This is a genomic window from Streptomyces sp. NPDC003248, from assembly GCF_055563235.1.
On sequence record NZ_JBVHDT010000017.1, the window covers coordinates 65040 to 89503 of the forward strand.

23 protein-coding genes are annotated in these 24464 nt (G+C 73.9%); 7 read left to right on the forward strand and 16 right to left on the reverse strand.

Annotated elements, in window-relative coordinates; all coding sequences use genetic code 11:
* Positions 1 to 78: 78 nt before the first annotated feature.
* Positions 79 to 939 carry a hypothetical protein gene (locus ACZ3KJ_RS30135; protein ID WP_467531590.1) on the reverse strand — a complete coding sequence of 287 codons (861 nt, stop codon included), beginning with the start codon at positions 937 to 939 and terminating at the stop codon, positions 79 to 81.
* Positions 936 to 1505, reverse strand: a complete 570-nt coding sequence (locus ACZ3KJ_RS30140) for a SigE family RNA polymerase sigma factor (protein ID WP_467531592.1) — start codon at positions 1503 to 1505, stop codon at positions 936 to 938. Before ACZ3KJ_RS30140 ends, ACZ3KJ_RS30135 begins: the two co-directional genes overlap by 4 nt.
* A 280-nt stretch (positions 1506 to 1785) precedes the next feature.
* Between ACZ3KJ_RS30140 and ACZ3KJ_RS30145 the strand changes: the two genes are divergently transcribed.
* On the forward strand, positions 1786 to 3240 hold the full coding sequence (locus ACZ3KJ_RS30145; protein ID WP_467531594.1) for an NCS2 family permease: 1455 nt from the start codon (positions 1786 to 1788) through the stop codon (positions 3238 to 3240).
* Positions 3241 to 3324: 84 nt separating this feature from the next.
* Here ACZ3KJ_RS30145 and ACZ3KJ_RS30150 read toward each other — a convergent pair whose 3' ends face one another.
* The 3 genes from ACZ3KJ_RS30150 to ACZ3KJ_RS30160 form a co-directional block, all read right to left on the reverse strand.
* Complete coding sequence (locus ACZ3KJ_RS30150) at positions 3325 to 4776, reverse strand: peptidoglycan D,D-transpeptidase FtsI family protein (RefSeq protein WP_467531596.1); 1452 nt, start codon at positions 4774 to 4776, stop codon at positions 3325 to 3327.
* Positions 4777 to 4880: 104 nt separating this feature from the next.
* Complete coding sequence (locus ACZ3KJ_RS30155) at positions 4881 to 5345, reverse strand: GNAT family N-acetyltransferase (protein WP_467531598.1); 465 nt, start codon at positions 5343 to 5345, stop codon at positions 4881 to 4883.
* Positions 5346 to 5348: 3 nt separating this feature from the next.
* Complete coding sequence (locus tag ACZ3KJ_RS30160) at positions 5349 to 6122, reverse strand: IclR family transcriptional regulator (protein WP_467531599.1); 774 nt, start codon at positions 6120 to 6122, stop codon at positions 5349 to 5351.
* Positions 6123 to 6233: 111 nt separating this feature from the next.
* Here ACZ3KJ_RS30160 and ACZ3KJ_RS30165 point away from each other — a divergent pair, with 111 nt between their 5' ends.
* The 4 genes from ACZ3KJ_RS30165 to ACZ3KJ_RS30180 all read left to right on the forward strand — a co-directional run bounded on the left by ACZ3KJ_RS30165 (position 6234) and on the right by ACZ3KJ_RS30180 (position 10492).
* The gene (locus tag ACZ3KJ_RS30165; RefSeq protein WP_467531601.1) at positions 6234 to 7763 is read left to right on the forward strand and encodes an aldehyde dehydrogenase (NADP(+)); all 1530 of its coding nucleotides are present in this window, start codon (positions 6234 to 6236) and stop codon (positions 7761 to 7763) included.
* A gap of 47 nt (positions 7764 to 7810) precedes the next feature.
* A complete protein-coding gene (locus tag ACZ3KJ_RS30170; RefSeq protein WP_467531603.1) occupies positions 7811 to 8419 on the forward strand; it encodes a DUF1349 domain-containing protein in 609 nt (202 codons plus the stop codon).
* Positions 8420 to 8519: 100 nt separating this feature from the next.
* Positions 8520 to 9236: a DsbA family oxidoreductase gene (locus tag ACZ3KJ_RS30175; protein ID WP_467531605.1), complete on the forward strand. Its 717-nt coding sequence runs from the start codon at positions 8520 to 8522 to the stop codon at positions 9234 to 9236.
* Positions 9237 to 9337: 101 nt separating this feature from the next.
* The gene (locus ACZ3KJ_RS30180; RefSeq protein WP_467531606.1) at positions 9338 to 10492 is read left to right on the forward strand and encodes an aminotransferase class V-fold PLP-dependent enzyme; all 1155 of its coding nucleotides are present in this window, start codon (positions 9338 to 9340) and stop codon (positions 10490 to 10492) included.
* Between the two features lie 37 nt (positions 10493 to 10529).
* Here ACZ3KJ_RS30180 and thpD read toward each other — a convergent pair whose 3' ends face one another.
* The 5 genes from thpD to ACZ3KJ_RS30205 all read right to left on the reverse strand — a co-directional run bounded on the left by thpD (position 10530) and on the right by ACZ3KJ_RS30205 (position 15181).
* A complete protein-coding gene (gene thpD / locus ACZ3KJ_RS30185; protein WP_467531608.1) occupies positions 10530 to 11456 on the reverse strand; it encodes an ectoine hydroxylase in 927 nt (308 codons plus the stop codon).
* 7 nt (positions 11457 to 11463) lie between these two features.
* Positions 11464 to 11868, reverse strand: a complete 405-nt coding sequence (locus tag ACZ3KJ_RS30190) for an ectoine synthase (RefSeq protein ID WP_467531610.1) — start codon at positions 11866 to 11868, stop codon at positions 11464 to 11466.
* A gap of 28 nt (positions 11869 to 11896) precedes the next feature.
* The gene (gene ectB, locus ACZ3KJ_RS30195; RefSeq protein WP_467531611.1) at positions 11897 to 13168 is read right to left on the reverse strand and encodes a diaminobutyrate--2-oxoglutarate transaminase; all 1272 of its coding nucleotides are present in this window, start codon (positions 13166 to 13168) and stop codon (positions 11897 to 11899) included.
* A 33-nt stretch (positions 13169 to 13201) separates the two neighbouring features.
* A complete protein-coding gene (gene ectA / locus ACZ3KJ_RS30200) occupies positions 13202 to 13711 on the reverse strand; it encodes a diaminobutyrate acetyltransferase (protein ID WP_467531613.1) in 510 nt (169 codons plus the stop codon).
* Between the two features lie 369 nt (positions 13712 to 14080).
* Entirely contained in the window at positions 14081 to 15181 is a 1101-nt protein-coding gene (locus ACZ3KJ_RS30205) for a pyridoxal-phosphate-dependent aminotransferase family protein (RefSeq protein ID WP_467531718.1), read from the reverse strand.
* A 160-nt stretch (positions 15182 to 15341) separates the two neighbouring features.
* Between ACZ3KJ_RS30205 and ACZ3KJ_RS30210 the strand changes: the two genes are divergently transcribed.
* Positions 15342 to 16433, forward strand: a complete 1092-nt coding sequence (locus ACZ3KJ_RS30210) for an amidohydrolase family protein (protein ID WP_467531614.1) — start codon at positions 15342 to 15344, stop codon at positions 16431 to 16433.
* Positions 16434 to 16602: 169 nt separating this feature from the next.
* Here the strand turns inward: ACZ3KJ_RS30210 and cobC are convergent, their stop codons facing one another.
* Genes cobC through cobM form a run of 6 tightly spaced genes read right to left on the reverse strand, consistent with a single transcriptional unit; the run spans position 16603 to position 23034 of the window.
* Entirely contained in the window at positions 16603 to 17664 is a 1062-nt protein-coding gene (gene cobC / locus ACZ3KJ_RS30215) for an Rv2231c family pyridoxal phosphate-dependent protein CobC (RefSeq protein WP_467531616.1), read from the reverse strand.
* Positions 17654 to 18595 (reverse strand): sirohydrochlorin chelatase, encoded by a 942-nt coding sequence (locus ACZ3KJ_RS30220; protein WP_467531617.1) that lies wholly within the window; start codon positions 18593 to 18595, stop codon positions 17654 to 17656. Before ACZ3KJ_RS30220 ends, cobC begins: the two co-directional genes overlap by 11 nt.
* Complete coding sequence (locus tag ACZ3KJ_RS30225; RefSeq protein WP_467531720.1) at positions 18592 to 19254, reverse strand: precorrin-8X methylmutase; 663 nt, start codon at positions 19252 to 19254, stop codon at positions 18592 to 18594. Before ACZ3KJ_RS30225 ends, ACZ3KJ_RS30220 begins: the two co-directional genes overlap by 4 nt.
* A gap of 5 nt (positions 19255 to 19259) precedes the next feature.
* On the reverse strand, positions 19260 to 20963 hold the full coding sequence (gene cobJ / locus ACZ3KJ_RS30230) for a precorrin-3B C(17)-methyltransferase (protein ID WP_467531619.1): 1704 nt from the start codon (positions 20961 to 20963) through the stop codon (positions 19260 to 19262).
* Positions 20960 to 22219, reverse strand: a complete 1260-nt coding sequence (gene cbiE / locus ACZ3KJ_RS30235; protein ID WP_467531620.1) for a precorrin-6y C5,15-methyltransferase (decarboxylating) subunit CbiE — start codon at positions 22217 to 22219, stop codon at positions 20960 to 20962. Before cbiE ends, cobJ begins: the two co-directional genes overlap by 4 nt.
* The gene (cobM, locus tag ACZ3KJ_RS30240; protein ID WP_467531622.1) at positions 22216 to 23034 is read right to left on the reverse strand and encodes a precorrin-4 C(11)-methyltransferase; all 819 of its coding nucleotides are present in this window, start codon (positions 23032 to 23034) and stop codon (positions 22216 to 22218) included. The genes cbiE and cobM overlap by 4 nt, the downstream gene beginning before the upstream one ends.
* Positions 23035 to 23626: 592 nt before the next feature.
* On the opposite strand from cobM, the gene ACZ3KJ_RS30245 reads away from it, so the two are divergent.
* Positions 23627 to 24454, forward strand: a complete 828-nt coding sequence (locus ACZ3KJ_RS30245) for a ZIP family metal transporter (RefSeq protein WP_467531624.1) — start codon at positions 23627 to 23629, stop codon at positions 24452 to 24454.
* Positions 24455 to 24464 lie beyond the last annotated feature (10 nt).

Sequence of the window (24464 nt, forward strand, 5' to 3'; positions counted from 1 at the left end):
GTGACTCTTGTGCCGTGTGGTCGCCACCGGCCGGGAAAGGGTTGCCGCGGTCTCCGGGTTCTCCTCCTACGCGTCGCCCTAGTCGTCGTGGACGGCGAAGTCCCCGCCCAGGGAGCGGTCCTCGCCGTCGGCCTCGCCGGCGATCACATAGCTGTCGTCCTTGGCGTCGCGGCCGCCGCGGTCGTGGTCGTACTGCCCGGCGAACACCCACTCGCCCGCGGCGAGCGTACGGCCCTCCTTGAGCACCCAGGTGTAGACCAGGAAGCCGTCCTGCTCGGTGACGGTCAGGGTGAAGTCGTCCTCCGGCAGCGAGCGCCAGGCGCCGGTCGAGGAGACACCACCGGTCTGAGCGATCTTCAACTGCACGGTGAGCGCGGTGACTTCCTTCTTCGCCTTCACCGTGACGTTGCTCTGCGCCCAGAAGTCGTTGCTGTGGGGGTCGATGGAACCGTCGGACCACAGCGGCCCGTCGTCGTCGTCATCGTTGGGCGGCAGCAGCGTGACGGCGGGCGGTGCCGAGGGCGTCGGGTCCGCGGTGCTCGGCGGGGAGCTGCTCGGTTCGGCCGGTTCCTGCTCCGCGCCCCCGGAGCCGCCGGGCGTCGCCGACGGGGAGGCCGGCGGGCGGCTCGTGGCGCTGGGGGACTCCACCGGCGGCGGCGAGACGGCCACCGTCTGCGGCCGCGGGGGAACGTCCTTCACCGCGGACGCCACCGCGTAACCGCCGACCGCGAGCATGCCCGCGACCGCGGCCGTCGCGCCGACGATCCGCGCCCAGCCCCACAGGGGCGGCCGGCTCGCCCGGTGGCCGGCGGCCCGGTCCTGCCCCGCCATGCCGCGCTCGATCCGGGCCAGGATGCGCGCGCGGTCGGGCTCGTGCGCCTCGGCCGCCTCGTGCAGCCGGGCGCGCAGCTCGTCGTGCACGTCCTGCCGCATCGTCATCGGTTCCTTCCTCCGGCCTCACCGGTGCGCGCCGCCATCACGGCGTGCACCTTCCGCGGAGCTCCTTGAGCGCCGAGCAGTCTTTGCAACTCGGCCATTCCCTTCGAGGTCTGGCTCTTCACCGTACCCACCGAGACCCCCAGGGCGAGGGCGGTGTCCTTCTCCGAGAGGTCGAAGGCGTGCCGCAGCACCACGCAGGCCCGTTTGCGGAAGGGGAGTCTACGCAGCGCCGACTGCACGTCCACCACGCCCGCGACGTCGGGGTTCTCCGTCTTCTCCTCGCGGTGCGACCAGAAGAGGGAGATCCTGCGGCGTTCGCGGACGGCGCTGCGGATACGGGTGCGGGCCAGGTTGGCGACGACGCCCCGCGCGTAGGCCACCGGATGGTCGGCCGCGCGCACCCGGTCCCAGCGGTGCCACAGCGCCAGCAGCGCGTCCGCCGCCAGATCGTCGGCCGTGTCCGCCTCGCCGGTCAACAGGAAGGCCAGGCGGGACAGTTCGGCGTAGTGGCGTTCGAAGAAGGCATGGAACTCCACGGAGGCTGCGTCGTCGACGACTGTGCCCACGGGTGACCTCTTCTCGGTGACTACCGGCACCCGGCGGGGCGCCTGCCGTGCGTGTCATGTGAATGACATGGGGATGTCCCGAGAGGGTGCCGGGACGAGAGCCGGAAGCGTAGCAGCGGTCTCTGTCGGTCCCTGATCGGGGGTTCGAACGCCGTATGACGGTCCGAACGTCGTCCCACCCCGATTCCGTAACACGGCGAAAACCCGGAGCGGGTTCGACGCGGGAACAATCCAGCCAGCGTCCGCACACTGATCCACCAGGTCACGAGGAGGGCCCTTCATGTCCGACGTACGGAAGGCGGCCGACCGGTCAACCGTCCCGCCCCCGGCGGTGAACAGCGTCGACCGGTTCTTCAGAATCTCCGCACGGGGATCGACGTTCGGCCGGGAGATACGCGGCGGCTTCGCCACGTTCTTCACGATGGCCTACATCCTTGTCCTGAATCCCATCATCCTGGGAAGCGCGAAGGACAAGTTCGGGCACTCCCTCGACGTCGTCCAACTCACCACCGCCACCGCCCTGGTGGCCGCCGTGATGACGATCGTCATGGGGGCCGTCGGCAATCTGCCGCTCGCGCTCGCCGCCGGCCTCGGCCTGAACGCGGTGGTCGCCTTCCAGATCGCCCCGCTGATGAGCTGGGACGACGCGATGGGCCTGATCGTGCTGGAAGGCCTGCTGATCTGCGTCCTGGTGGTGACCGGTCTGCGCGAGGCCGTCATGCACGCCGTCCCGCAGCCGCTGAAGCACGCGATCAGCGTCGGCATCGGCCTGTTCATCGCCTTCATCGGCTTCGTCGACGCCGGCTTCGTCAGCCGCGTCCCGGACGCCGCGAACACCACGGTCCCGGTCCAGCTCGGCGGTGCCGGCAGCCTCTCCGGCTGGCCGGTCCTGGTCTTCTGCCTCGGCGTGCTGCTGACCGTCGCGCTGCTCGCCCGCAAGGTCAGGGGCGCCATCCTGATCGGCATCGTGACCATGACGGTGCTCGCGATCGTCATCGACTCGGTCGCCGACGTCGAGTCCTGGGGGCTGACCACCCCGTCCTGGCCCGACGAGGCCGTCTCCACCCCCGACTTCGGGCTGATCGGTCACTTCAGCCTGTTCGGCGCGTTCGCCGAGACCACCGCCGTCACCGTCGTCCTGCTGGTGTTCACCCTGCTCCTGTCGGACTTCTTCGACACCATGGGCACGGTCGTCGGCATCAGCGCCGAGGCGAACCTGCTCGACGAGGACGGCAAGGTGCCCCACCTCGGCCGGGTGCTGCTCATCGACGGCGCGGCGGCGGTCGCGGGCGGCGCGGCCTCGTCCTCCTCCGCGACCTCCTACATCGAGTCCGCCGCCGGCGTCGGCGAGGGCTCCCGCACCGGTTTCTCCAACCTGGTCACCGGCGGCCTCTTCGCCCTCGCCCTGTTCCTGACCCCGCTGCTCACCATCGTCCCGCTCCAGGCGGCCGCGCCCGCGCTGGTCGTGGTCGGCTTCCTGATGATGACCCAGGTCAAGAACATCGACTGGGACCGGTACGAGATCGCCGTCCCCGCGTTCCTGACGATCGCCGTGATGCCGTTCACCTACTCCATCACCAACGGCATCGGCGCGGGCTTCCTCGCCCACGTGGTGATCAAGACGGTGCTGGGCCGGGCGAAGGAGGTCCACTGGCTGCTGTGGGGGGCCTCGGCCCTGTTCGTCGTGTACTTCGCGATCGACCCCGTCGAGCAGCTGCTCGGCGTCGGGCGGTGACTCCGGCGACGGGCGCGCCCTGAGGGGCGGGGGGAACCGCGCGACCGGCCACGGCGGACCCGCACGCCGGTCGCGCGGCCCACCTCAGCCTTTCAGCGCCGCCTGCATCATGGCCTTGGCGACCGGCGCGGCCAGTCCGTTGCCGCTGACCTCCGACCGCGCCGCGTCCGACTGCTCCACGACCACCGCCACGGCGACCTGCTCGCCGCCGGCCTCGCCGTACGACGTGAACCAGGCGTACGGGGTCTTGCTGTTGTTCTCACCGTGCTGGGCGGTGCCGGTCTTGCCGCCGACGGTGACCCCGTCGATCAGCGCGTTCGTGCCCGTGCCCTGCTCGACGACCGTCCGCATCGCCGACCGCAGCTGCTCGGCCGTGCCGGAGCTGACGATCCGCGTGGTCGAGGCCTCGTCGTCGTAGTCCTCCAGCACATCGCCGCCGCCGTCGGTGATCTGCGCGACCATATGCGGCGAGACCAGCTCTCCGCCGTTGGAGATGGCGGCGGACACCATGGCCATCTGGAGCGGGGTCGCCGTCACGTCGTACTGGCCGATACCGGTCAGGGCGGTCGACGACGCGTCCATGCCGGACGGGTACACGCTCGGGTACGCCCGCACCGGCACGTCCTGCGTCTCGTCGTTGAAGCCGAACTTCTCGGCCATCGCCTTCACCGTGTCCTGTCCGAGCTGGACCGCCATGTGCGCGAAGACGTTGTTGCACGAGTACTGGAGGGCGACCCGGATGGAGGCGTCCTCGCAGGGCGCGGACGTGTTCTCGTTCTTCAGGACCGTCGTCGTGCCCGGCAGGGTGTAGGGGTCCGGGCTGTCCGTCTTCTCGTCCACCGACGCGTACAGCCCGTCCTCCAGCGCGGCCGCCGCGACCACCAGCTTGAACGTCGAGCCCGGCGGCAGCGGCTGCCGCAGCGCGCGGTTGGTGAGCGGCTTGTCCTCGTCCGAGGTGAGCTTCTTCCAGGCCGCGCCGGCGGAGTCGGCGTCGGTGAGGGACGACGGGTCGTACGACGGCGTCGACACGACCGCGAGGATCCGGCCGGTCGACGGGTCGATCGCGACCGCCGCGCCCTTGGTGTCGCCGAGCGCGTCGTAGGCCGCCTTCTGCACGTCCGGGTCGATCGTGGTGATCACGTTGCCCGGGTCGGCCCGCCGGCCGGTGACCGTGTCCATCGCGGTCGTCAGCCGGCTGTCCGTGCCGTTGAGCAGGTCGGCGTAGATGCCCTCCAGCTGCGTCGGGGCGTAGCTCTGCGAGGCGTAGCCGGTGACCGCCGCGTACAGCTCGCCGTCCGTGTACGTGCGTCTGTACTCCAGGTCGCTGCCGGCCGTGGCCGCCGAGCCGGTGACCGCCCGGCCGGCCACGATGATGTTCCCTAGCGGCGCGGCGTACGTCTTGATCGCGCCCCGCCGGTTGTCGTTGTCGTCCGCGAGCGCCTGGCCCTCGTAGAACTGCACCCAGGTCGCCCGGACCAGCAGGGCGAACACCAGCAGCAGCGCGAAGACCGAGGCGCGCCTGATCGTTCTGTTCATGGCGTCCGGAAGACGAACGGGCGGAGGGGAAACGTTCCCGTCCGCCCGGTTTTCTCATCGTCCGTTCATCCTGCGCCCGGCGAGGCCGCGGCGGCGGGCCGGCCTCACTCCAGCAGCAGCACGACCTCGTCGATCTCCGCACCCCGCGCGGGCGCGTACCCCCTGGCCCGCGTCGTCGCCCGGAACCCGCACTTCTCCAGCACGCGCAGTGAGCCGGCGTTGTCCGCCGCCGCCCGCGCGTACAGCGGCCGTTCCGTCACCTCGGCCAGCAGCCCGCGCAGCGCGGCCGTCGCCACCCCCCGCCCCCAGTAGGCGCGGTCCACCCAGTACGTGACCTCCCGCTCGCCGGGCTCCCCGTACACCGCCGCGTTCCCGATCACGTCCCCGTCGGCCAGGACCGTGCGGACCACGGCGGTGGCGCGGAGGCGTTCCCAGCGCGCGTCGAAGGCGGCCCGGTCGGCCGGGTCCTCCGGGGTGAACGCGGCCATGCGCAGGGCCTCGGGATCGTTGAGCTGCCGGAAGAAGACCGGCAGGTCGCTGTCGTGGACCTCGCGGAGCACCACCCGCACCGTTCAGAGCCTCCGGGTCGCCAGGGTCAGCCGGTCGCGCGCGTCGAACAGCGCGTCCTTCACCATCTGCTCGTGCGCGGGGGTCAGCCGGGCCACCGGCACCGAGCAGCTGATCGCGTCCCGCGCCGGGGTGCGGTAGGGGATCGCCACGCCGAAGCAGCGCAGGCCCAGCGTGTTCTCCTCGCGGTCCACGGCGAAGCCCTGCTCGCGGATCTGGTGCAGCTCCTCGATGAGCTTCTCCCGGTCCGTGATGGTGTGCTCGGTGAGCGCCGGGAGCGTCTCGGGGAGGATCTTGCGGACCGCTTCGTCGGTGTGCGTGCTCAGCAGCGCCTTGCCGAGGGAGGTCGAGTGGGCCGGGAGGCGGCGGCCGACCCGGGTGAAGGGCCGCAGGTAGTGCTGGGACTGGCGGGTGGCGAGGTAGACGACGTTGGTGCCGTCCAGGCGGGCCAGGTGGATGGTCTCGGTGGTGTCGTCCGAGAGCCGGTCCAGCGTCGGCCGGGCGGCCGCGACCACCTCGTCGCCGTCGATGTAGGAGGTGCCCACCAGCAGGGCCCGCACGCCGATGCCGTAGCGCGTGCCCGTGGCGTCGGTCTCCACCCAGCCCAGCTCCACGAGCGTGCGCAGCAACATGTACAGACTCGACTTGGGGTAGCCGACGGCCTCCTGGACCGCCGCGAGGGAGTGCATACCGGGGCGACCGGCGAAGTATTCCAGCAGTTCAACCGTCCGTACCGCGGACTTGACCTGCGCCCCGCCCCCCGTCTCGCCAGCCGACATCGCCCTTGACCCCTTCCATCGACGGAAATAGTCTCCAACAGCATATTCATCATCAGAGACGGCGTTCAGTATATCGAACGCCTCTGGGACAGAGCGCGTGGAGGACCCGCGGTGGCAGCAGCACCAGTCTGGAGTGTCGACCCCCGAACCGGGAAGCAGCGGGAGCAGGTCGCGGTGGAGGCGACGGCCCAGGAGGTGGACTCCGTCGTCCGCGCCGCCCACGCCACCCGTGAGGCGCTCACCGACCGCACCGTCCGCGCCGCCTTCCTGCGCACCGCCGCCGACCGGCTGGAGGCGGCCAAGGACCGCCTGGTCGAGGTGGCCGACGCGGAGACCGCGCTCGGTCCGGTCCGCCTCGGCGGTGAGCTCGCCCGCACCTGCTACCAGTTGCGCGCGTTCGCCGGCATCGTCGACGAGGGCGCCTTCCTCGACGTCGTCATCAACCACCCCGACGACACGGCCACCCCGCCCGTCCCGGACCTGCGCCGCTACAAGGTGTCCCTGGGCGTCGTCGCCGTCTACTCGGCCTCCAACTTCCCCTTCGCCTTCTCCGTCGCCGGCGGCGACACCGCGAGCGCGCTGGCCGCGGGCTGCCCGGTCGTCGTCAAGTCCCACCCCGACCACCCGGCCCTGTCCGAGCTGGTCGCCCAGGTGCTGCGGGACGCCGCCGCCGAACACGGCGTCGACCCGGCCGTCGTCGGTCTCGTGCACGGCTTCGAGGCGGGCGTCGAGCTCATCCGCCACCCGCTGGTCGCCGCCGCCGGCTTCACCGGTTCCATCCGGGGCGGACGCGCGCTGTTCGACGCGGCGGCGGCCCGGCCGGTGCCGATCCCGTTCCACGGCGAGCTGGGCTCCCTGAACCCCGTCGTCGTGACCGAGGCGGCCGCCGCCGAGCGCGCCGAGGCGATCGGCACCGGCCTCGCCGGGTCGATGACGCTGGGCGTCGGACAGTTCTGCGTGAAGCCGGGCCTCGTGCTGGTGCCGTCCGGCGCCGCCGGCGACGGGCTGGTCAAGTCGCTGACGGACGCGGTCGGCGACACGGACGCCGGCGTGCTGCTCGACCACCGGATGCGGGACAACTTCATCGCGGGGGTCGCCGAGCGCACCGAACTGCCCGACGTGGAGTCCCCGGTGACGCCGGGCGCCGGCGGGGAGCACACCGTCAGCGCCGGGTTCCTGACCGTCCCCGCGGCCCGGCTGGCCGAGGAGGGCGAGTACGACCTGCTCCTGGAGGAGTGCTTCGGGCCGGTCACCGTCGTGGCCCGCTACGACTCCGACGCCGAGGTCAAGGCGGTCCTGTCGCGGCTGCCGGGCAACCTCACGGCGACGGTCCAGCTCTCCGAGGGCGAGGCGGCGGGCGAGGGCCGCGGCTCCGAGATCCTCGCCGACCTCACCCCGCTCGCCGGACGCGTCCTGGTCAACGGCTGGCCGACGGGCGTCGCCGTCGCCCCGGCCCAGCACCACGGGGGGCCGTACCCGGCCACGACGTCCACGTCGACCTCCGTGGGCGGCACGGCCATCGAGCGGTGGCTGCGGCCGGTCGTCTACCAGAACGCCCCCGAGGCGCTGCTGCCGCCCGAGCTGCGCGACGACAACCCGCTCGGTCTGCCCCGGCGCTTCAACAACCGCCTCGAGCGCTGAGACGACCCCGTCGGCATGCGGAGAGAGGGAACCGGGACACTCTGAGGATGGACGTCGAACTCCCCGAACTGCCCTTCCCCCTCCGCACCTACGGTCCTGACGGGCACTGGTCCTACGAGGACGGAGTCCTCACCGGGTGGGCCGGTCCCCGGCAGGACCGGTTCGTGCCGCCCACCGGGGAGGCGCTGGACCCCGCCACCGACGCGCCCCGGCTGCTCGGGGCGCCCGAAGGGGACTTCCAGCTCGTCGCCCGGGTCACCGTCGGGTTCAACGGTGCCTTCGACGCCGGCGTGCTCTACGTCCACGTCGGCGAACGGGCCTGGGCCAAGCTCTGCCTGGAGTACTCCCCGGACGTGCCCACCGTCTGCACGGTGGTCACCCGGGGGCACTCCGACGACGCCAACTCCTTCACGGTGGACGGCAGCACGGTCTGGCTGCGGGTCAGCCGGACCGGACGGGCCCTCGCCTTCCACGCCTCCCGGAACGGCGAACGCTGGACCTTCGTCCGGCTGTTCACCCTGGGCGACGAGAAGGAGACGGGCGCGGCCCTGGTCGGCTTCATGACGCAGTCCCCGATGGGACAGGGCTGCGTGGTCACCTACGACCGCCTGGATTTCCGGCCGACGTGGCCGGACGACCTGCGCGACGGGAGCTGAGCTCGGCCGGGAATGCCCAGGGACACTTGAACGTTCACGCACGCGTCGGAGAGGAGTCTCCGCACCCGAACGTCCGAGCGACCCCGAAGAGAGCCGATCCATGCGCGTCGAGATCTGGAGCGACATCGCCTGCCCCTGGTGCTACGTGGGCAAGGCCCGCTTCGAGAAGGCGCTCGCGGCCTTCCCGCACCGGGACGAGGTCGAGGTGGTGCACCGCTCCTTCGAACTGGACCCCGGCCGCGCCCAGGGCGACGTCGAGCCGGTGCTCACGATGCTCACCCGGAAGTACGGCATGAGCGAGGCGCAGGCACAGGCCGGTGAGGAGAACCTCGGGGCGCAGGCCGCCGCCGAGGGACTGGCGTACCGCACCCGGGGCCGCGACCACGGCAACACCTTCGACCTGCACCGCCTCCTGCACTTCGCCAAGGAGCGGGGCCGCCAGGACGAGCTGCTCCAGCTCCTGTACCGGGCGAACTTCGCCGAGGAGCGGTCGCTGTTCACCGAGGGCGACGAGCGGCTGGTCGAGCTCGCCGCCGAGGCCGGTCTCGACGCCGGCGCCGCCCGCGGGGTGCTCGCCGACCCGGCCGCGTACGCCGCCGACGTCCGTGCCGACGAGCGGGAGGCCGCCCGGCTCGGGGCGAACGGCGTGCCGTTCTTCGTCCTCGACCGCGCCTACGGCGTGTCCGGCGCCCAGCCCGCCGAGGTCTTCGCGCAGGCGCTGACCCGGGCCTGGGACGCGCGCTCACCGCTGGCGCACGTCGACGCGGGCGACGCCGGGGCCTGTGGTCCGGACGGGTGTGCGGTGCCGCGGCCCTGAGCGGGACGGCGCAGGTGGCGGCCGTCTCCTAAGCGTTCCTTGGGAGTACGGCGTAGGAAGACGCGATGGACGGGGACTTCCGCGGGCCGCAGAGTGGAGCCATGGAGACCACGGAGAGCACCGGGAGCGACACCGGCGGGACCACCGGCAGCGGGAGCGCGCAGACCGCGCGGCGCCCGCAGGCCGGGCGGAGCAGCCTGGGCCCGCAGACCTTCGACACCCTCGTCCGCGCCGAGTTCGCCCCCAAGAGCACCTACCTCAACACCGCGAGCAACGCCCTGCTCCCGGCCCGTACGGTCACCGCCCTGCACGAGGCGGCGCTGCTGCGGGCCGAGGGCAGGCCGCTGACCCCGCTGTACGAGGACGTGGAGGCCTGCCGGGCCGCGTTCGCCCGGCTCGCCGGCGTCCCCGCCACCCGGGTGGCGGTCGGCTCCTCGGTCGCCGCGCACACCGGGGTCATCGCCGCCTCGCTGCCCGCGGGCGCCGAGGTGCTCACCGCCGAGGACGACTTCACCTCGGTGCTGAACCCGTTCCACGTCCGCGGCGACCTCAAGGTCCGCACCGTGCCGCTGGAGCGGATCGCGGAGTCCGTCCGGCCCGGCACCGCGCTCGTCGCGGTCAGCGCCGCCCAGTCCGCGGACGGCCGGCTCGCCGACCTGTCCGCCCTGCGGGAGGCGGCCCGGACGCACGGCGCACGCACCTACGTCGACCACTCCCAGTCCGCGGGCTGGCTGCCGATGCACGCCGACGCCGACGACTTCAGCGCGGCCGTCTCCTTCAAGTGGCTGCTCGGCCCGCACGGCGCGGCCTTCCTCGTGGTCCCGGAGGACCTCGGCGGGCTGACGCCGCTGCTCGCGGGCTGGGTCGCGGGCGAGGCGCCGTGGGACAGCTGCTACGGCCCCGTGGCCGAACTCGCCCGCTCCGCGCGGCGGTTCGACCTCAGTCCCGCCCTGTTCACGTTCGCGGGTCTGCGCCGCTCCCTGGACCTCGTGGAGGAACTCGGCACGGCAGCCGTCCACGCCCACGACGTGGCCCTCGCCGACCGGTTCCGGGCCGGGCTCGCGGACCTCGGCCACGAGCCCGTGCCCGCCCCCGGCTCGGCGATCGTCTCGGTGCCCGGCCTCGGCGTCCGGCAGCGGGAGCTGAGCGGCGCGGGCATCGAGGTCTCCGACCGCGCGGGCAACCTGCGCGCGTCCTTCCACCTGTACAACACGGCCCGGGACGTGGACCGCCTGCTCGACGCGCTGTCGGGCTGAGCCCGCGGCGCGCCGGGCGGGCGGCCCCCGGCTCACTTCACCGGACGGGGGTGAAGTCCCGCGCCCCGATGAACTCGGGCCGCCGCACCGGCGCCGCGAACGGCTCCATCGCCGCGTTCTCGACGCTGTTGTACACGATGAACACGTTGCTGCGCGGGAACGGCGTGATGTTGTCGCCGGACCCGTGCATGCAGTTGCAGTCGAACCAGGTCGCCGAACCGGCCCGGCCCGTGAACAGCCTGATGCCGTACTCGGAGGCCATCGTGGTGAGCGCCGCGTCGGAGGGCGTGCCCGCGTCCTGCATCTGGAGCGACTTCTTGTAGTTGTCCTTCGGCGTGGCGCCGGCGCAGCCGAGGAACGTCTTGTGCGAGCCCGGCATGATCATGAGTCCGCCGTTGGTGTCGTGGTTCTCGGTCAGCGCGATCGAGACGGACACCGTCCGCATCCGGGGCAGGCCGTCCTCGGCGTGCCACGTCTCGAAGTCGGAGTGCCAGTAGAAGCCGGAGGCGCCGAAGCCCGGCTTGACGTTGATCCGCGACTGGTGGACGTACACGTCGGAGCCGAGGATCTGCCGGGCCCGGCCGACGACCCGCTCGTCGCGCACGAGGCGGGCGAAGACCTCGCTGATCCGGTGCACCTCGAAGACGGACCGGATCTCCTGGGACGCCGGCTCGACGATCGACCGGTCGTCGGCCCGGATCGCCGGGTCGGCCACCAGGCGGTCCAGTTCCCGCCGGTAGACGGCGACCTCGTCGTCCGTGAGGAGATCGTCGACGGTGGCGAAGCCGTCCCGCTCGAAGGCGTGGAGGTCGAGCGGCTCGAACGGGCCGGGCGCGTCGGGCGCGCCCCAGACGACCGGGTCCTGGCGGGGGACGGTCACCTCGGTGGCGCCGCGGCTGGGGTAGAGGTCGGGGAAGCCGGTCGCGGCGGGGGCGGCGGTCGCGGGGGTCAGGTGAGTGGTCATGGGTGTCTCACACCTCCTCGGGCTCGGTGAGCAGCGGGTAGACGCCGTTCTCGTCGTGGTCCTCCCGTCCGGTCACGGGCGGGTTGAACACGCAGATGCAGCGGAAGTCCTCCTTGACGCGCAGCGTGTGCCGTTCGTGCCCGTCGAGGAGGTACATGGTGCCGGGCGTGATGGTGTGGGTGCGCCCGGTCTCGTGGTCGGTCAGTTCGGCCTCGCCCTCGACGCAGACGACGGCCTCGATGTGGTTCGCGTACCACATCGACGTCTCGGTGCCCGCGTAGAGGACCGTCTCGTGGAGGGAGAAGCCGACCCTCTCCCTGGCCAGGACGATGCGCTTGCTCTCCCACGTCCCGGAGGCCGACTTCACATGCCGGTCGGTGCCTTCGATGTCCTTGAACGAGCGGACGATCACGGTGTGACTTCCTTCCTGACCTGGGGTCTCAGGCGGTTTCCCGGACGGCGCGGGCGAGGATGCCCATGCCCTCGTCCAGCTCCTCCGGGGTGATGGTGAGGGCGGGCAGCAGCTTGACGACCTCGCTCTCGGGTCCGGACGTCTCGATCAGCAGCCCGAGCTCGAAGGCGCGCCGCGCCACCCGTTCGGCGCGCGCCTTGTCGTGGAACTCCAGGCCCCAGACCAGTCCGCGGCCCCGGTACTCCTTGACGTCGGCGAGGTTCTCCTCGGTGAGGGAGATCAGCGCCCGCTCGACCTGCTCGCCGCGCGTACGGGTCTGCTTCTCCATGGCGGAGCCGTCGGACCAGTAGGTCTCCAGGGCGGCGGTGGCGGTGACGAACGCGGGGTTGTTGCCGCGGAAGGTGCCGTTGTGCTCGCCCGGCTCCCACACGTCCAGCTCGGGCTTGAACAGGCACAGCGACATGGGCAGCCCGTAGCCGCTGATGGACTTGGACACGGTGACGACGTCCGGGACGACCCCGGCCTCCTCGAAGGAGAAGAAGGCCCCGGTGCGGCCGCAGCCCATCTGGATGTCGTCGACGATCAGCAGCATGTCCTGCCGTTCGCACAGCTCCGCCAGCGCCCGTAGCCACTCGGGACGGGCGACGTTGATGCCGCCCTCGCCCTGCACGGTCTCGACGATCACGGCGGCGGGCTTGTTCAGCCCGGACCCCTGGTCCTCCAGCAGCCGCTCGAACCAGAGGAAGTCGGGGACGGTGCCGTCGAAGTAGTTGTCGAACGGCATCGGCGTGCCGTGCACGAGCGGGACGCCCGCGCCCGCCCGCTTGAACGCGTTGCCGGTGACGGCGAGCGACCCCAGCGACATGCCGTGGAAGGCGTTGGTGAACGACACGATCGCCTCGCGCCCCTTCACCTTGCGCGCCAGCTTCAGCGCGGACTCCACGGCGTTGGTGCCGGTCGGGCCCGGGAACATGACCTTGTACGGCAGGTCGCGCGGCCGCAGCACCAGGTCCTGGAAGGTCTGGAGGAAGGACCGCTTGGCGACGGTGGACATGTCGAGCCCGTGGGTGACGCCGTCGCGCAGCAGATAGTCGATCAACGCCCGTTTGAGGACGGGGTTGTTGTGGCCGTAGTTGAGGGATCCGGCACCGGCGAAGAAGTCGAGGTACTGGTGGCCGTCCTCGTCCTGCATACGGCTGCCCCGGGCGCGGTCGAAGACGACCGGCCAGCCGCGGCAGTAGCTGCGCACCTCGGACTCGAGGGTTTCGAAGACGCTGAGGTCGGGCTGGGTGATGGTCACGGCGGAACGCTCCTCGGTGTGTGGGGGGTGAGCTCAGGCGGCGGTCAACGGGCCGATGCGGTAGAGGACTTCCGGGTCGTGGGGGCCGTCCGGGAACAGGCCGGCGCCGAACAGCACCTCGCGGGTGACGCCGGCCCCGTGCCGGGCGGCGAAGGAGGTGAACAGCCGCTCGGAGGCGGTGTTGCCCGGGGTGATGGTGGTCTCGACGGTGGTGACGGGGTGCTCGGCGGTGATCCGTGCGGTCAGTCCGTCGAGCAGGGCGGCCGCCAGTCCGCGGCCGCGGTACGCGGCGTCGACCGCCACCTGCCAGACCAGCAGGGTCTGCGGGGCCTCGGGCCGGACGTATCCGGTGACGAACCCGACGGGCCGCCCGTCCTCCGCCCGCGCCACCGCCGAGGTGGCGGCGAAGTCACGGCACCACAGCAGATAGCTGTAGGAGGAGTTCAGGTCGAGCTTTCCGGATTCCTTGGCAATGCGCCAGAGCGCGGCCCCGTCGGCCACCGACGGGCGGTCGATCAGCAGGTCTGCTTGTGTGGCAGTCATGCGGATTGAACTTACCGACGCGAATTAGAAAATGCATGGAGAGGGGGCGCTGGTTGTGTGATGCCCGTGTGATCGCCGTAGAGTATGTACGGATTTGTACCGCGCAAAAACGTACATAAAGGTAGCGCTGTGCGATGCGTCACGCGCTCGCAATCCCATCGAAAACTTCCCGCGTTTAGCTACAGGGATTCCGGGCAGAGGAACCCGGGAAAGCCATCGACAAGTAATTGGGTTGGGGTGGATTGCAGAATTACCGCGAATTATTAATCCGGTGGGCCGCCCGAATGCGGGGGCTCGTCCGGCCTTTTCCGGGTACGCGAACGGCGCCGGGTCGCCCCGGCGCCGTCGACGCGGAACCCGCGGGACGTCCTACCGCCAGGCCGCGTCCGCCGCCCGCAGCGCGCCCTGGAGGTCCACGTCCCGTCCCTCGTCGGCGAGGGCCCCGGCCAGGGCCGTCAGGGAGCCGCGGACCGCGCCCGGCGTGGCGTCGGCGCCGTAGTGGTTGACGCGGATCATCTCCTCGGCCAGCGCGCCCCCGCCCGCCGCCAGCGCGAGCGCCGGGTCGCTCGCCAGGGCCCGGGCCACCAGCTTCGCGGCGGAGACACCCGACGGGGAACGCAGGGTCGTGGCGACCGGCGCCGCGTGCGCCGCCTCGTGCACGTACGGCTCCAGGCCGCCGCCCAGGGCCGCCGCGCCCGCACGGGTCGCCGCGGCGGCGGACGCGTGCCGGGCCATCACCCGCTCCGGCCCCTCCGCCTCGATCCGTGCCACGCACGCCTCCAGCGCCAGCATCTCCAGCTGCGCCGGAGCGTGCAGCAGCGCCTTGCGGCCGCCGTCGACCCAGCGCTCCTTCCAGTCGAGGAGGGAGAGGTACGAGCGGCGCGGCGCCCGCGGGTTCGCGGCCATCCGTGCCCACGCCCGCTCGCTCACCGACACCGCCGACACGCCCGCCGGGCCGCCCATCGCCTTCTGCGCGCCGATCACGCACAGGTCCACGCCCCACGCGTCCGGCAGCACCGGCTCCGCCCCCACGGAGGCGACCGCGTCCAGGTAGAACAGCGCACCGTGCTCCTTCACCACCTCGCCGATCTCCGCGACCGGGTTGGTGTTGCCGGTGGCCGCCTCCGCGTGCACCAGGGACACGAAGTCGATCTCCGGGTGCTCGGCGAAGGCCCGGCGGATCTGCTCGGCGCCGACCGCCGTGTGGAACGGCACCGCCAGGTCGATCACGGTGGCGCCGCAGTCCCGCAGCCAGTCGCCGAAGGTCTGCCCGTACGGGCCGGTGATGACGTTCAGGGCGGTCGTGCCGGGCCCGGCCGTCGCCCTGATCGCACCCTCCAGCGGCAGCAGCGCCTCGCCCTGCATGATCACGACGTCCTGCTCGGTGCTCAGCAGGCGCGCCACGCGGTCCTCGATCGACGCGAAGCGGCCGGCGCCCAGCGGGGCCAGGTCCAGGAACGGGTGTGTCACGGCGGTGCTCTCTTCACTCACGGGGTGGACGTGACGAGGGTAACCGGCACGTCCCGGAGCGGACCGGCCCGCCCGAGGGGGCCCGCCCCGCCGGCCCGGGGGAAGCCCCGGCCCGGCGGGGACGACGGCGCCCGGCCGGTGCCTGACTAAGGTGCCGTACATGAGCGATGAGCCGGTGCTGCACGTGAAGGGCCGGGTCCTGGCCGGACCCGACGACGTCCGCGACGAACTGTGGATCGTCGGCGGACGGATCTCCTACGACCGCCCCGCCGGCGCCCGGGACGTGCGCACGGTGACGGGCTGGGCCCTGCCCGGCCTGGTCGACGCCCACTGCCACGTCGGCCTCGGCGCGCACGGGCCCGTCGACCGGGACGTGGCGGAACGGCAGGCGCTGACCGACCGGGACGCCGGGACGCTCCTCATCCGCGACGCGGGATCCCCCTCCGACACCCGCTGGACCGACGACCGCGAGGACCTCCCGAAGATCATCCGGGCGGGCCGGCACATCGCCCGCACCCGCCGCTACCTCCGCGGCTACGCCTGGGAGGTGGAGCCGGAGGACCTGGTGGCGTACGTCGCCCGGGAAGCCCGGCGGGGCGACGGCTGGGTGAAACTCGTCGGCGACTGGATCGACCGCGACGCGGGCGACCTGGCCGCCTGCTGGCCGCGCGGCGCCGTCGAGGCCGCGATCGCCGAGGCCCACCGGCTGGGCGCGCGCGTCACGGCCCACTGCTTCGCCGAGGACAGTCTGCGGGACCTGGTCGAGGCGGGCATCGACTGCGTCGAACACGCGACGGGCCTGACGGACGACCTCGTCCCGCTCTTCGCCTCGCGCCGGGTGGCGATCGTCCCGACCCTGGTCAACATCGCCACCTTCCCCAAGCTCGCCGCCGGCGGCGAGACGAAGTACCCCCGCTGGTCGGCCCACATGCGCCGGCTCCACGAGCGCCGCTACGACACCGTCCGCAACGCCCACGACGCCGGCATCCCGGTCTTCGTCGGCACCGACGCGGGCGGCACCCTGCCCCACGGCCTGGTGGCGGAGGAGGTCGCGGAGCTGGTGGCGGCCGGCATCCCGCCGGTCCAGGCCCTCGCGGCGGCCACCTGGGCCGCCCGCGCGTGGCTCGGCCGCCCCGGCCTGGACGAGGGCGAGGCGGCGGACCTGGTGGTGTACGAACGGGACCCCCGCACGGACGTACGCGTGCTGGGAGCCCCGCTGCGGGTGGTGCTGAACGGGCGGGTCGTGGGCTGAACGGGCGTCCGGGCCGCCGGAGTGAGCCCGGATCGCCGGAGTGAGCCCGGATCGCCGGAGTGAGCCCGGAGCGAATCGAACCGGCGGAGGGGGTGAGGGAGCCCCCGTTCCCCCGTGTCGGGCGGGGAGCGGGCTCAGCCCTTCCCCGCCCCTCCCGCCCTGCCCCGCCTTACGGCGACGTCGTGGCCAACGCCCGTTCCAGCGCCCGCAGGAACCCGTTCACCGTCGCCCGGTCCCGCACCGCGAGCCGCAGCCACTCCTCCCCGAGCCCGGGGAAGGTGTCCCCGCGCCGCACGGCGTAGCCCAGGCCGCGCAGACGCTGCCGTACCGCCGCCGCGTGCTCCAGCCGCACCAGCACGAACGGGCCCTCCGCCGGGCCCGCCACCCGCACCCCGTGCCCGGCGAACTCCTCCAGCCCGGCGACGAGGTGGGCCCGGTCCGCGGCGACGCGACGGGCCGCGTGGGCGGCCTCGGCCAGCGCCCGCGGCGACACGCACGCCTCCGCCGCCGCCAGCGCCGGCGTCGACACCGGCCACAGCGGCTGCGCCCGCTCCAGTTCGGCGATCGTGTCCGGCGCGGCGAGGACGTAGCCGATGCGCAGCCCGGCCAGCCCCCACGTCTTCGTCAGACTGCGCAGCACCACCAGGCCGGGCACGTCCGTCCGCCCGGCCAGCGCCTCCCGCTCGCCCGGCACCGCGTCCATGAACGCCTCGTCGACCACCAGCGTCCGTCCCGGCCGGGCCAGCCCGGCGAGCGCGGACGCGGGGTGCAGCACCGACGTCGGGTTCGTCGGGTTGCCGACGACCACCAGGTCGGCGTCCTCGGGGACGGCCGCGGCGTCCAGCCGGAAGCCGTCCTCCTCCCGCAGCAGTACCCGCTCCACCGCGTGCCCGGCGTCCCGCAGCGCCGCCTCGGGCTCCGTGAACTGCGGATGCACCACCACCGCCCGACGGATCTTCAGAGCGCGCGCCACCAGTACGAACGCCTCCGCGGCGCCCGCCGTCAGCAGCACCCGCCCGGCCGGCAGCCCGTGCCGCGCCGCCACCGCGGCCCGCGCCGCCCGCCCGTCCGGATAGGCCGCGAGCCCGGCCAGGGACGCGGCGACGTGCTCCCGCAGCCAGGCCGGGGGCGTGTCCGCGCGGACGTTGACCGCGAGGTCGACCAGCGCGGAGCCGTCGTCGCGGACCTCCGCGTCACCGTGGTGGCGCAGGTCGTGCCCGTCAGTGTGCATGGGAGTGCGCGTGCCCTCCGTGCGGGTGGTGCCCGTGGCCGTGCCCGTGGTGGTGGCCGTCGTCGTCCGGGTGGAAGTGCGGCTGCTGCGGCAACCCCACCTTGTCCTCGAAGCCCGGCAGCGCGATGCGGTACACGCACGAGTCGCAGTTCATCCGCAGATCGCCCTCGACGGCCTCCGCGTACCGCTCCATCACCAGGTCCAGCAGCTCCGGCTCGGGCCCGATGACGTCCGCCGACCGCACCTCGACCTCCGGGTGCGCCGCCGCCCAGCCCTCGGTCTGCTGCCGCACCCGGTCCGGCAGGATCCCGGTGAACAGGAAGTAGGGGAGCACCACGATCCGCCGCGCGCCCAGCATCACGCACCGGTCCAGGCCGTTCGGCACGTCCGGCGCCGCCAGCGACACGAACGCCGTCTCCACGCCCGCGTAGCCGCGCCCCTCCCACAGCAGCCGCGCCGCCTTGTGCACCTCGGCGTTGGCGTCCGGGTCGGTCGACCCGCGCCCCACCAGCAGCACGGTCACGTCCGCCCGGTCCCCGGGCGTGCGCCCGGAGGTGCCGAGCGCCTCGTCCAGGCGCCGCTCCAGCACGTTCAGCAGCGCCGGGTGCGGGCCCAGCGGACGCCCGTAGGCGTACGAGATCCCCGGGTGACGCTCCTTCTCACGGGCGAGCGCCGCCGGGATGTCGCCCTTGGCGTGCCCGGCGGACACCAGCATCAGCGGGACCGCGGCGAAACGCCGTACCCCCCGCTCCACGAGTTCGGCGACGGCCTCGCCCAGCGGCGGCGGGGACAGCTCGATGAAGCCGCCCGCGACGGGCAGCTCGGGGTGGCGGCGCCCCAGCTCCCGCACGAAGGCGCGGAACGCCTCGGCTCCGGCGTCGTCCCGGGTGCCATGGCCGGCGATGAGCAGGGCGGGCGGCGGGGTGGTCACTGTTTCTCCTCGGAGTGGGAAGCGGAGGGGGAAGCCGGGCGGGAAGCCGGAGGGGAGGCGGGGCGGGAAGCCGACTGGGAAGCGGGAGGGGAAGCGGGGTGGTACAGCAGGGCGTTGAGCGCGGCGGCGGCGACCGCCGACCCGCCCTTCTCGGACACGTTGCTCACGGCGGGCAGCCCGCTCTCGCGCAGCGCGGCCTTCGACTCGGCCGCCCCGACGAACCCGACGGGCAGCCCGATGACGAGCGCGGGGGAGGCGTCCAGCGTCAGCAGCTCCTCCAGGGCGGTCGGCGCACAGCCGATCACCCAGAGCGCGCCCGGCCCGACCTGTTCGTACGCCAGCCGCACGGCGTGCGCCGAACGGGTCAGCCCGGGGCCGGACACGGCCTCCCTCAGCCGGCAGACGGTCTCCCGCCGGGTGATCCCGGCCGCGACCATCTCCACGTCCACGACCACCGGCGCCCCGGCGTGCAGCGCGGCGTGCGCCCCGGCCAGGTCCGCCTCGTCCATGACGAGATCGGCCGCGTACTCCAGGTCGGCGGCGGAGTGGATCACCCGCTCCACCACCGCCCGGGTCAGCGGCGGGAAGTGCGAGGTGTCCAGGCGGGCGCGCAGCCGCCGGAACGACTCCTGCTCGATCGGGTGGACCACCCGGGTCACCTCGGTCACCGTGCCTCCTCCTGCGAACTCTCCTGCCAGCGGTAGCCGCGCGGCGTCACCATGCGCCCCGCGACGGTCCGGGTCGCGGTGTTGCCCACCGTCACGACCGTCATCATGTCGACCGTCGCCGGGTCGAGGGCGGCGAGCGTCGTCACCCGGCTCGTCCCGTCCGGCCGGGAGGCGTTGCGCACGACGCCCACCGGCGTCGTGGCTTCCCGGTGCCCGGCGAGGAGGGCGAGAGCCTTGGGCAGCTGCCAGTCGCGGCCCCGGGAGCGGGGGTTGTAGAAGGTGACCACGAGGTCCGCCTCGGCCGCCGCCCGCACCCGCCGCTCGATGACCTCCCACGGCGTGTGCAGGTCGGACAGGCTGATCGACACGTGGTCGTGGCCCAGCGGCGCGCCCAGCAGCGCCGCGGCGGCCAGCGCCGCGGTCACCCCCGGCACCCCGACCACCTCGATGTCGTCGGACGCCTCGGCGAGCGCCGGCGAGGCCATGGCGTACACGCCCGCGTCCCCGCTGCCGATCAGCGCGACGGCGTGCCCGCGACGGGCCTCCGCGACGGCCGTGCGGGCCCGCTCCTCCTCCGCGCCGAGCCCGGACTCCAGGACACGGGTGCCGGGCCGCAGCAGGTCGCGGATCTGGTCGACGTACTGGTCGAGGCCGACGAGCACCGAGGCCCGCCGCAGCTCCGCCCGCGCGCGCGGGGTGAGCAGGTCCCGGGCGCCGGGCCCGAGCCCGACCACCGCGAGCCGCCCGCGCCCCGGACGCCGTACGACGGCACAGGTCGCCATCGCGGGACGGCCGTCGCCGCGCCGCGACTTCCGCTTCGGCACCAGGAGGGCGCCCCCGCGCGCCAGCGCCGCCGCCTCCGCGACGGACGGCGTGCCGACGGCGGCCAGGGGCGCGTCGGACGGGTTCGGCACCGGCACGGCGGCCAGCTCCTCGGCGGAGTACGTCACCACCGGCACGCCGAGCCGCTCGGCCGCCCCCAGGATGCCCGGCTCCTCGCGCTTGGCGTCCACGGTGGCCAGCTCGGCGACGCTGCGCGCGGACAGTCCCGCGTCCCGCAGAGCACCTTCGATCACGTCGAGCACTTCCTCCACCGGGGCGCCCCTGGACGCACCCACCCCCACCACCAGGGACGGCGGACGCAGCAGGACCTCGCCGGAGCCGGCCGTGACCGCCCGGTCCGTGACCCGCACGGTGTACGCGCCCTCCGCGGCGAACGGCACCGGCGGCAGCGGCCACGCCACCTCCGCGTCCAGCACGACCGGCTCCCCGTCCAGCAGCGCCCGCGTCACCCCGGCGACATCGCCCTCCACGGGCAGCCCGAGGGTGTCCAGGCCGGGGATCCCGACCGCGTCCGTCGCCGTCGTCACCACGGGCCGGGCCCCGAGCAGCTCGCCCACCCGCAGGGCCAGCGCGTTGGCGCCGCCCGCGTGCCCGCCGACGACCGGGACCGCGAACCGCCCGGCCTCGTCGACGCAGACCACACCCGGGTCGGACGCCTTGTCGCCGAGCAGCGGCGCGATCAGCCGTACGACGGCGCCCGTCGCCAGGAAACACACGAGCTGCTCGCACTCCGCGAACGCCCGCCGGACGGCGTCCCCGACGGGACCGTCGTACACGCGGGTGCGGTCCGGCCACGCCGCGGCCAGCCGGTCGCGCGCCGCCGCCCCCGCCGCGGTGGCGGAAATGAGGCCGATCACTGGGGAACTCCTTCTTCAGGTCCTTCAGGGACGGGGGCTCTGGTCCCCCACAGCAGGAAAACGGGATTGGTGGCCGCCAGCCGGGTCACGTCGCCAGGCAGCGGCGCGAGCCGCGAGGACTGGAGCAGGACGCCGTCGCAGACGAGACCGGCGTCCGTGAGCGCGGCCCGCGCCGCCGGCACCCGGTCCAGCGCGGCCATCGCGACGACCACGCTCCGCCGGGCCCGCCGCGCGCACACGCCGACGATCTCCGCCAGCTCGCGCCCCCCGCCCCCGACGAACACGCTGTCGGGATCGTCCAGCCCGGCCAGCGCGTCCGGCGCGGTCCCGTGCACGACGTGCACGTCGGCCTCGTGCGCGGCGGCGTTGGCGCGGATCCGGGCGACCCCGTCCGCGGCCTTCTCCACGGCGCTCACGGCGGCGCCGAGCCGCGCGCACTCCACGGCCACCGACCCGGAACCGGACCCCACGTCCCACACCAGGTCACCGGGGCGCGGCCCGAGCCGGGCCAGCGCCAGCGCCCGCACCTCGAACTTGGTGATCATCGAGTCGCGGTGGGCGAAGCCGTCCTCGTCCAGCGCCCACCCGGCGGGGCGGCCGGCCGGTCCCGCGACGGTCCGCACCGGACCGAGCAGCCGCCCCTCGTCCAGGCACAGCACGACGCTCACCGCCGCACCCCAGTCGCGGGCCGCGGCCTCGGCCGGGGTGACGCGCTCCACGCGCTCGCCCGCCGGGTCGCCCAGCGCGGACGCCACGACCAGGACCCGCCCGGGGGCGGTCCGGGCGAGCGCCGCGCCCAGTTCGGCCGGGCCCGCGCCGGGCCCGGTCAGCACCGCGACCTTCGGAAACGCCCGGCACAGGTTCACCGCCGTCCGCGGATCCCGCCCGTGCGCGCTGACGACCACGGCGTCGTCCCAGGTCAGGCCGAGCCGGGCGAAGGCGGCGGCGACGGAGGAGACACCGGGCCGCACCTCCAGCCGGTGCGGCCCGAACCGCTCGGCGAGCGCCCGTACGATCCCGAAGAACCCCGGGTCGCCCGAGGCCAGCACGACCACCCGCCGCCGCGCCGCGACGTACTCCTCCATCGCGTCGAGAGCGGGCGCCAGCGGCCCGAGCACGATCCGCCCGGCGCCCTCGGGCAGCCGTACGGCGTCCAGGTGCCGGCGTCCGCCGACGACGAGGCCGGCGCCCGCGAGGACGCCGTCGTCCGGGGGTGACCCGGTGCCCGTGCCGACGACGGTGATCGGACGGCTCACGTACCGGCACCCCGCTCGCGCAGCGCCTTGCGGGCGGCCGGGTCGGCCCTGCGGTAGCCGTGGAAGTGGCCCGGGTGGTACAGGTGCGAGCGGGTGCCGTGCGCGTCGAGGGCCGGGCCGACCAGGAACAGCGTGTGCTTCCAGAGCTTGTGCTCCTTGACGGTCTCCTCCAGCGTGCCGATCGTGCACCGCACGACCAGCTCCTCCGGCCACGTCGCCTGGTAGGCGACGACGACCGGCGTGGCGGTCGGATAGCCGCCCTCCAGCAGCTCCCGCACGAGCTGCCCGCTGCGGGCGGCCGACAGGAAGACCGCCATGGTGGTGCCGTGCCGGGCGAACTCCCGGACCTCCTCCCCGGGCGGCATCGGCGTCTTGCCGCCGCCGAGCCGGGTGAGGATCACCGACTGCGCCACCTCCGGGATCGTCAGCTCCCGCTGGGCGAGCGCGGCGACGGCGGAGAACGAGGAGACGCCGGGCACGACCTCGGTCTCGATGCCGATCTCCCGGCACCGGTCGAGCTGCTCCTGCGTGCCGCCCCACAGCGCGGGGTCACCGGAGTGGATCCGGGCGACGCGCAGCCCCGTGTCACGGGCCCGCTCGTACACGGCGACGACGTCCTCCAGGGACATGGTCGCCGAGTCGAGGATCTCGGCGCCGTCACGGGCGTGGTCGAGGACCTCCGCCTGCACCAGGCTCGCGGCCCAGATCACGACGTCGGCCTCGGCGATGGCTCGCGCGGCACGGAACGTCAGCAGGTCGGCGGCGCCGGGGCCGGCACCGACGAAGGTCACCTTGCCGGCGGGGGCGTCGGCCATGGGTTCGGGTCCTCTCATGACGGAAGGGGGACCGGCCCGGTGGACCGGGCCGGAACGGAGCGGGGGTGCCGCGTCAGCACAGGGCGGCGGAGCCGGGCGCACCCGGCAGCGGGGGGCGTGCGGGCGCCGGCGGGGCCGGGGTTCCGTGCGCACGGGTGTCCGCGCGCGGCCGTACGGTGCGGCACCGGGCGAGCGGAACGGGGGCGTCGTGCGCGCGGGTGTTCGTGCGGGGGTGTGCGGCGTGGGGGACGGCTGTCCGGGCCGGAGTGCCGTATGTCCGGACGGTCGTGCGCGGCCGTGGGGTGCGGGGGACGGCTGTCCGGGCCGGGGTGCCGTGCGCGCGGGTGTTCGCGTGGGGGCGTGCGGCGTGGGGGGCGGCCGTCCGGGCCGGGTTGCCGTACGTCCGGACGGTCGTGCGCGGCCGTGGGGTGCGGGAGGACGCCGGTGCGCCGGCGGGGGCGTGCGCGCGGGCACGGCCGGCCGTGCCGGGGGCAGCGGCCGAGGCGGGCGCCGCCTGCGGGGGCCGCCCGACGGCGCCCGCGAGCGGAGGCCGGATGTGCGCCGCCGGGGCGTGATCGGATACGAAGGGCGCATGGCGGTGTTCGTCGCGCTCGGCGCGTTCCTGATGACGTTGGCCGGCGGCTGGACGGCACAGCGGGTGACCGACCGCCGCCATCTGGTGCTGGGCCTGGCCGGCGGCCTGATGCTGGGCGTGGTCGGCCTGGACCTGCTGCCCGAGGCCCTGGAGGCGGCCGGCACCGAGGTCCTCGGCGTCCCGGCCGCGCTCCTGCTCTTCGTCGCGGGGTTCCTGTTGGCCCATCTGGTGGAACGTCTGCTGGCCCACCGGCAGGCGGCGCACGGCGCGAAGGAGCACGGCGCGGCGGCGCACGGCGCGAAGGAGCACGGCGCGGCGGGGCGTGCTCTTCCCGCTCCCTCCGCTCCGTCTCCGGGGCGCGACAGCCAAAGGCTCCGCGACGGCCGCAGCCCCGAGGTGGGCCTGACGGCGGCCGCGGCCATGGTCGGCCACAGCGCCATGGACGGTGTGGCGATCGGCGCCGCCTTCCAGGTGGGCGGCGGCATGGGTGTGGCCGTCGCGCTCGCCGTCGTCGCCCACGACTTCGCGGACGGCTTCAACACGTACACCATCACCAGCGTGTACGGGAACGACCGCCGCAGGGCCCTGGCCATGCTGTGCGCGGACGCGGTGGCCCCGGTGCTGGGCGCCGCCTCGACCGTGTTCGTCACCATCCCCGAGCCGCTGCTCGGCGCCTACCTGGGGTTCTTCGGCGGCGCGCTGCTGTACCTCGCGGCCGCCGAGATCCTCCCCGAGGCCCACCACACGCACCCGGCCCGCTCGACCGTGCTGTGCACGGTCGCGGGCGTGGCGTTCGTCTGGCTGGTGGTGGGCCTGGCGGGCTGACGGGGACGGA

Coding starts and splice junctions, on each gene's coding strand:
- ACZ3KJ_RS30135 (WP_467531590.1), bottom strand. CDS start 939: ATGACGATGCGGCAGGACGTGCACGACGAGCTGCGCGCCCGGCTGCAC.
- ACZ3KJ_RS30145 (WP_467531594.1), top strand. CDS start 1,786: ATGTCCGACGTACGGAAGGCGGCCGACCGGTCAACCGTCCCGCCCCCG.
- ACZ3KJ_RS30150 (WP_467531596.1), bottom strand. CDS start 4,776: ATGAACAGAACGATCAGGCGCGCCTCGGTCTTCGCGCTGCTGCTGGTG.
- ACZ3KJ_RS30160 (WP_467531599.1), bottom strand. CDS start 6,122: ATGTCGGCTGGCGAGACGGGGGGCGGGGCGCAGGTCAAGTCCGCGGTA.
- ACZ3KJ_RS30170 (WP_467531603.1), top strand. CDS start 7,811: ATGGACGTCGAACTCCCCGAACTGCCCTTCCCCCTCCGCACCTACGGT.
- ACZ3KJ_RS30175 (WP_467531605.1), top strand. CDS start 8,520: ATGCGCGTCGAGATCTGGAGCGACATCGCCTGCCCCTGGTGCTACGTG.
- ACZ3KJ_RS30180 (WP_467531606.1), top strand. CDS start 9,338: ATGGAGACCACGGAGAGCACCGGGAGCGACACCGGCGGGACCACCGGC.
- thpD (WP_467531608.1), bottom strand. CDS start 11,456: ATGACCACTCACCTGACCCCCGCGACCGCCGCCCCCGCCGCGACCGGC.
- ectA (WP_467531613.1), bottom strand. CDS start 13,711: ATGACTGCCACACAAGCAGACCTGCTGATCGACCGCCCGTCGGTGGCC.
- ACZ3KJ_RS30210 (WP_467531614.1), top strand. CDS start 15,342: ATGAGCGATGAGCCGGTGCTGCACGTGAAGGGCCGGGTCCTGGCCGGA.
- cobC (WP_467531616.1), bottom strand. CDS start 17,664: ATGCACACTGACGGGCACGACCTGCGCCACCACGGTGACGCGGAGGTC.
- cobM (WP_467531622.1), bottom strand. CDS start 23,034: ATGGCCGACGCCCCCGCCGGCAAGGTGACCTTCGTCGGTGCCGGCCCC.
- ACZ3KJ_RS30245 (WP_467531624.1), top strand. CDS start 23,627: ATGGCGGTGTTCGTCGCGCTCGGCGCGTTCCTGATGACGTTGGCCGGC.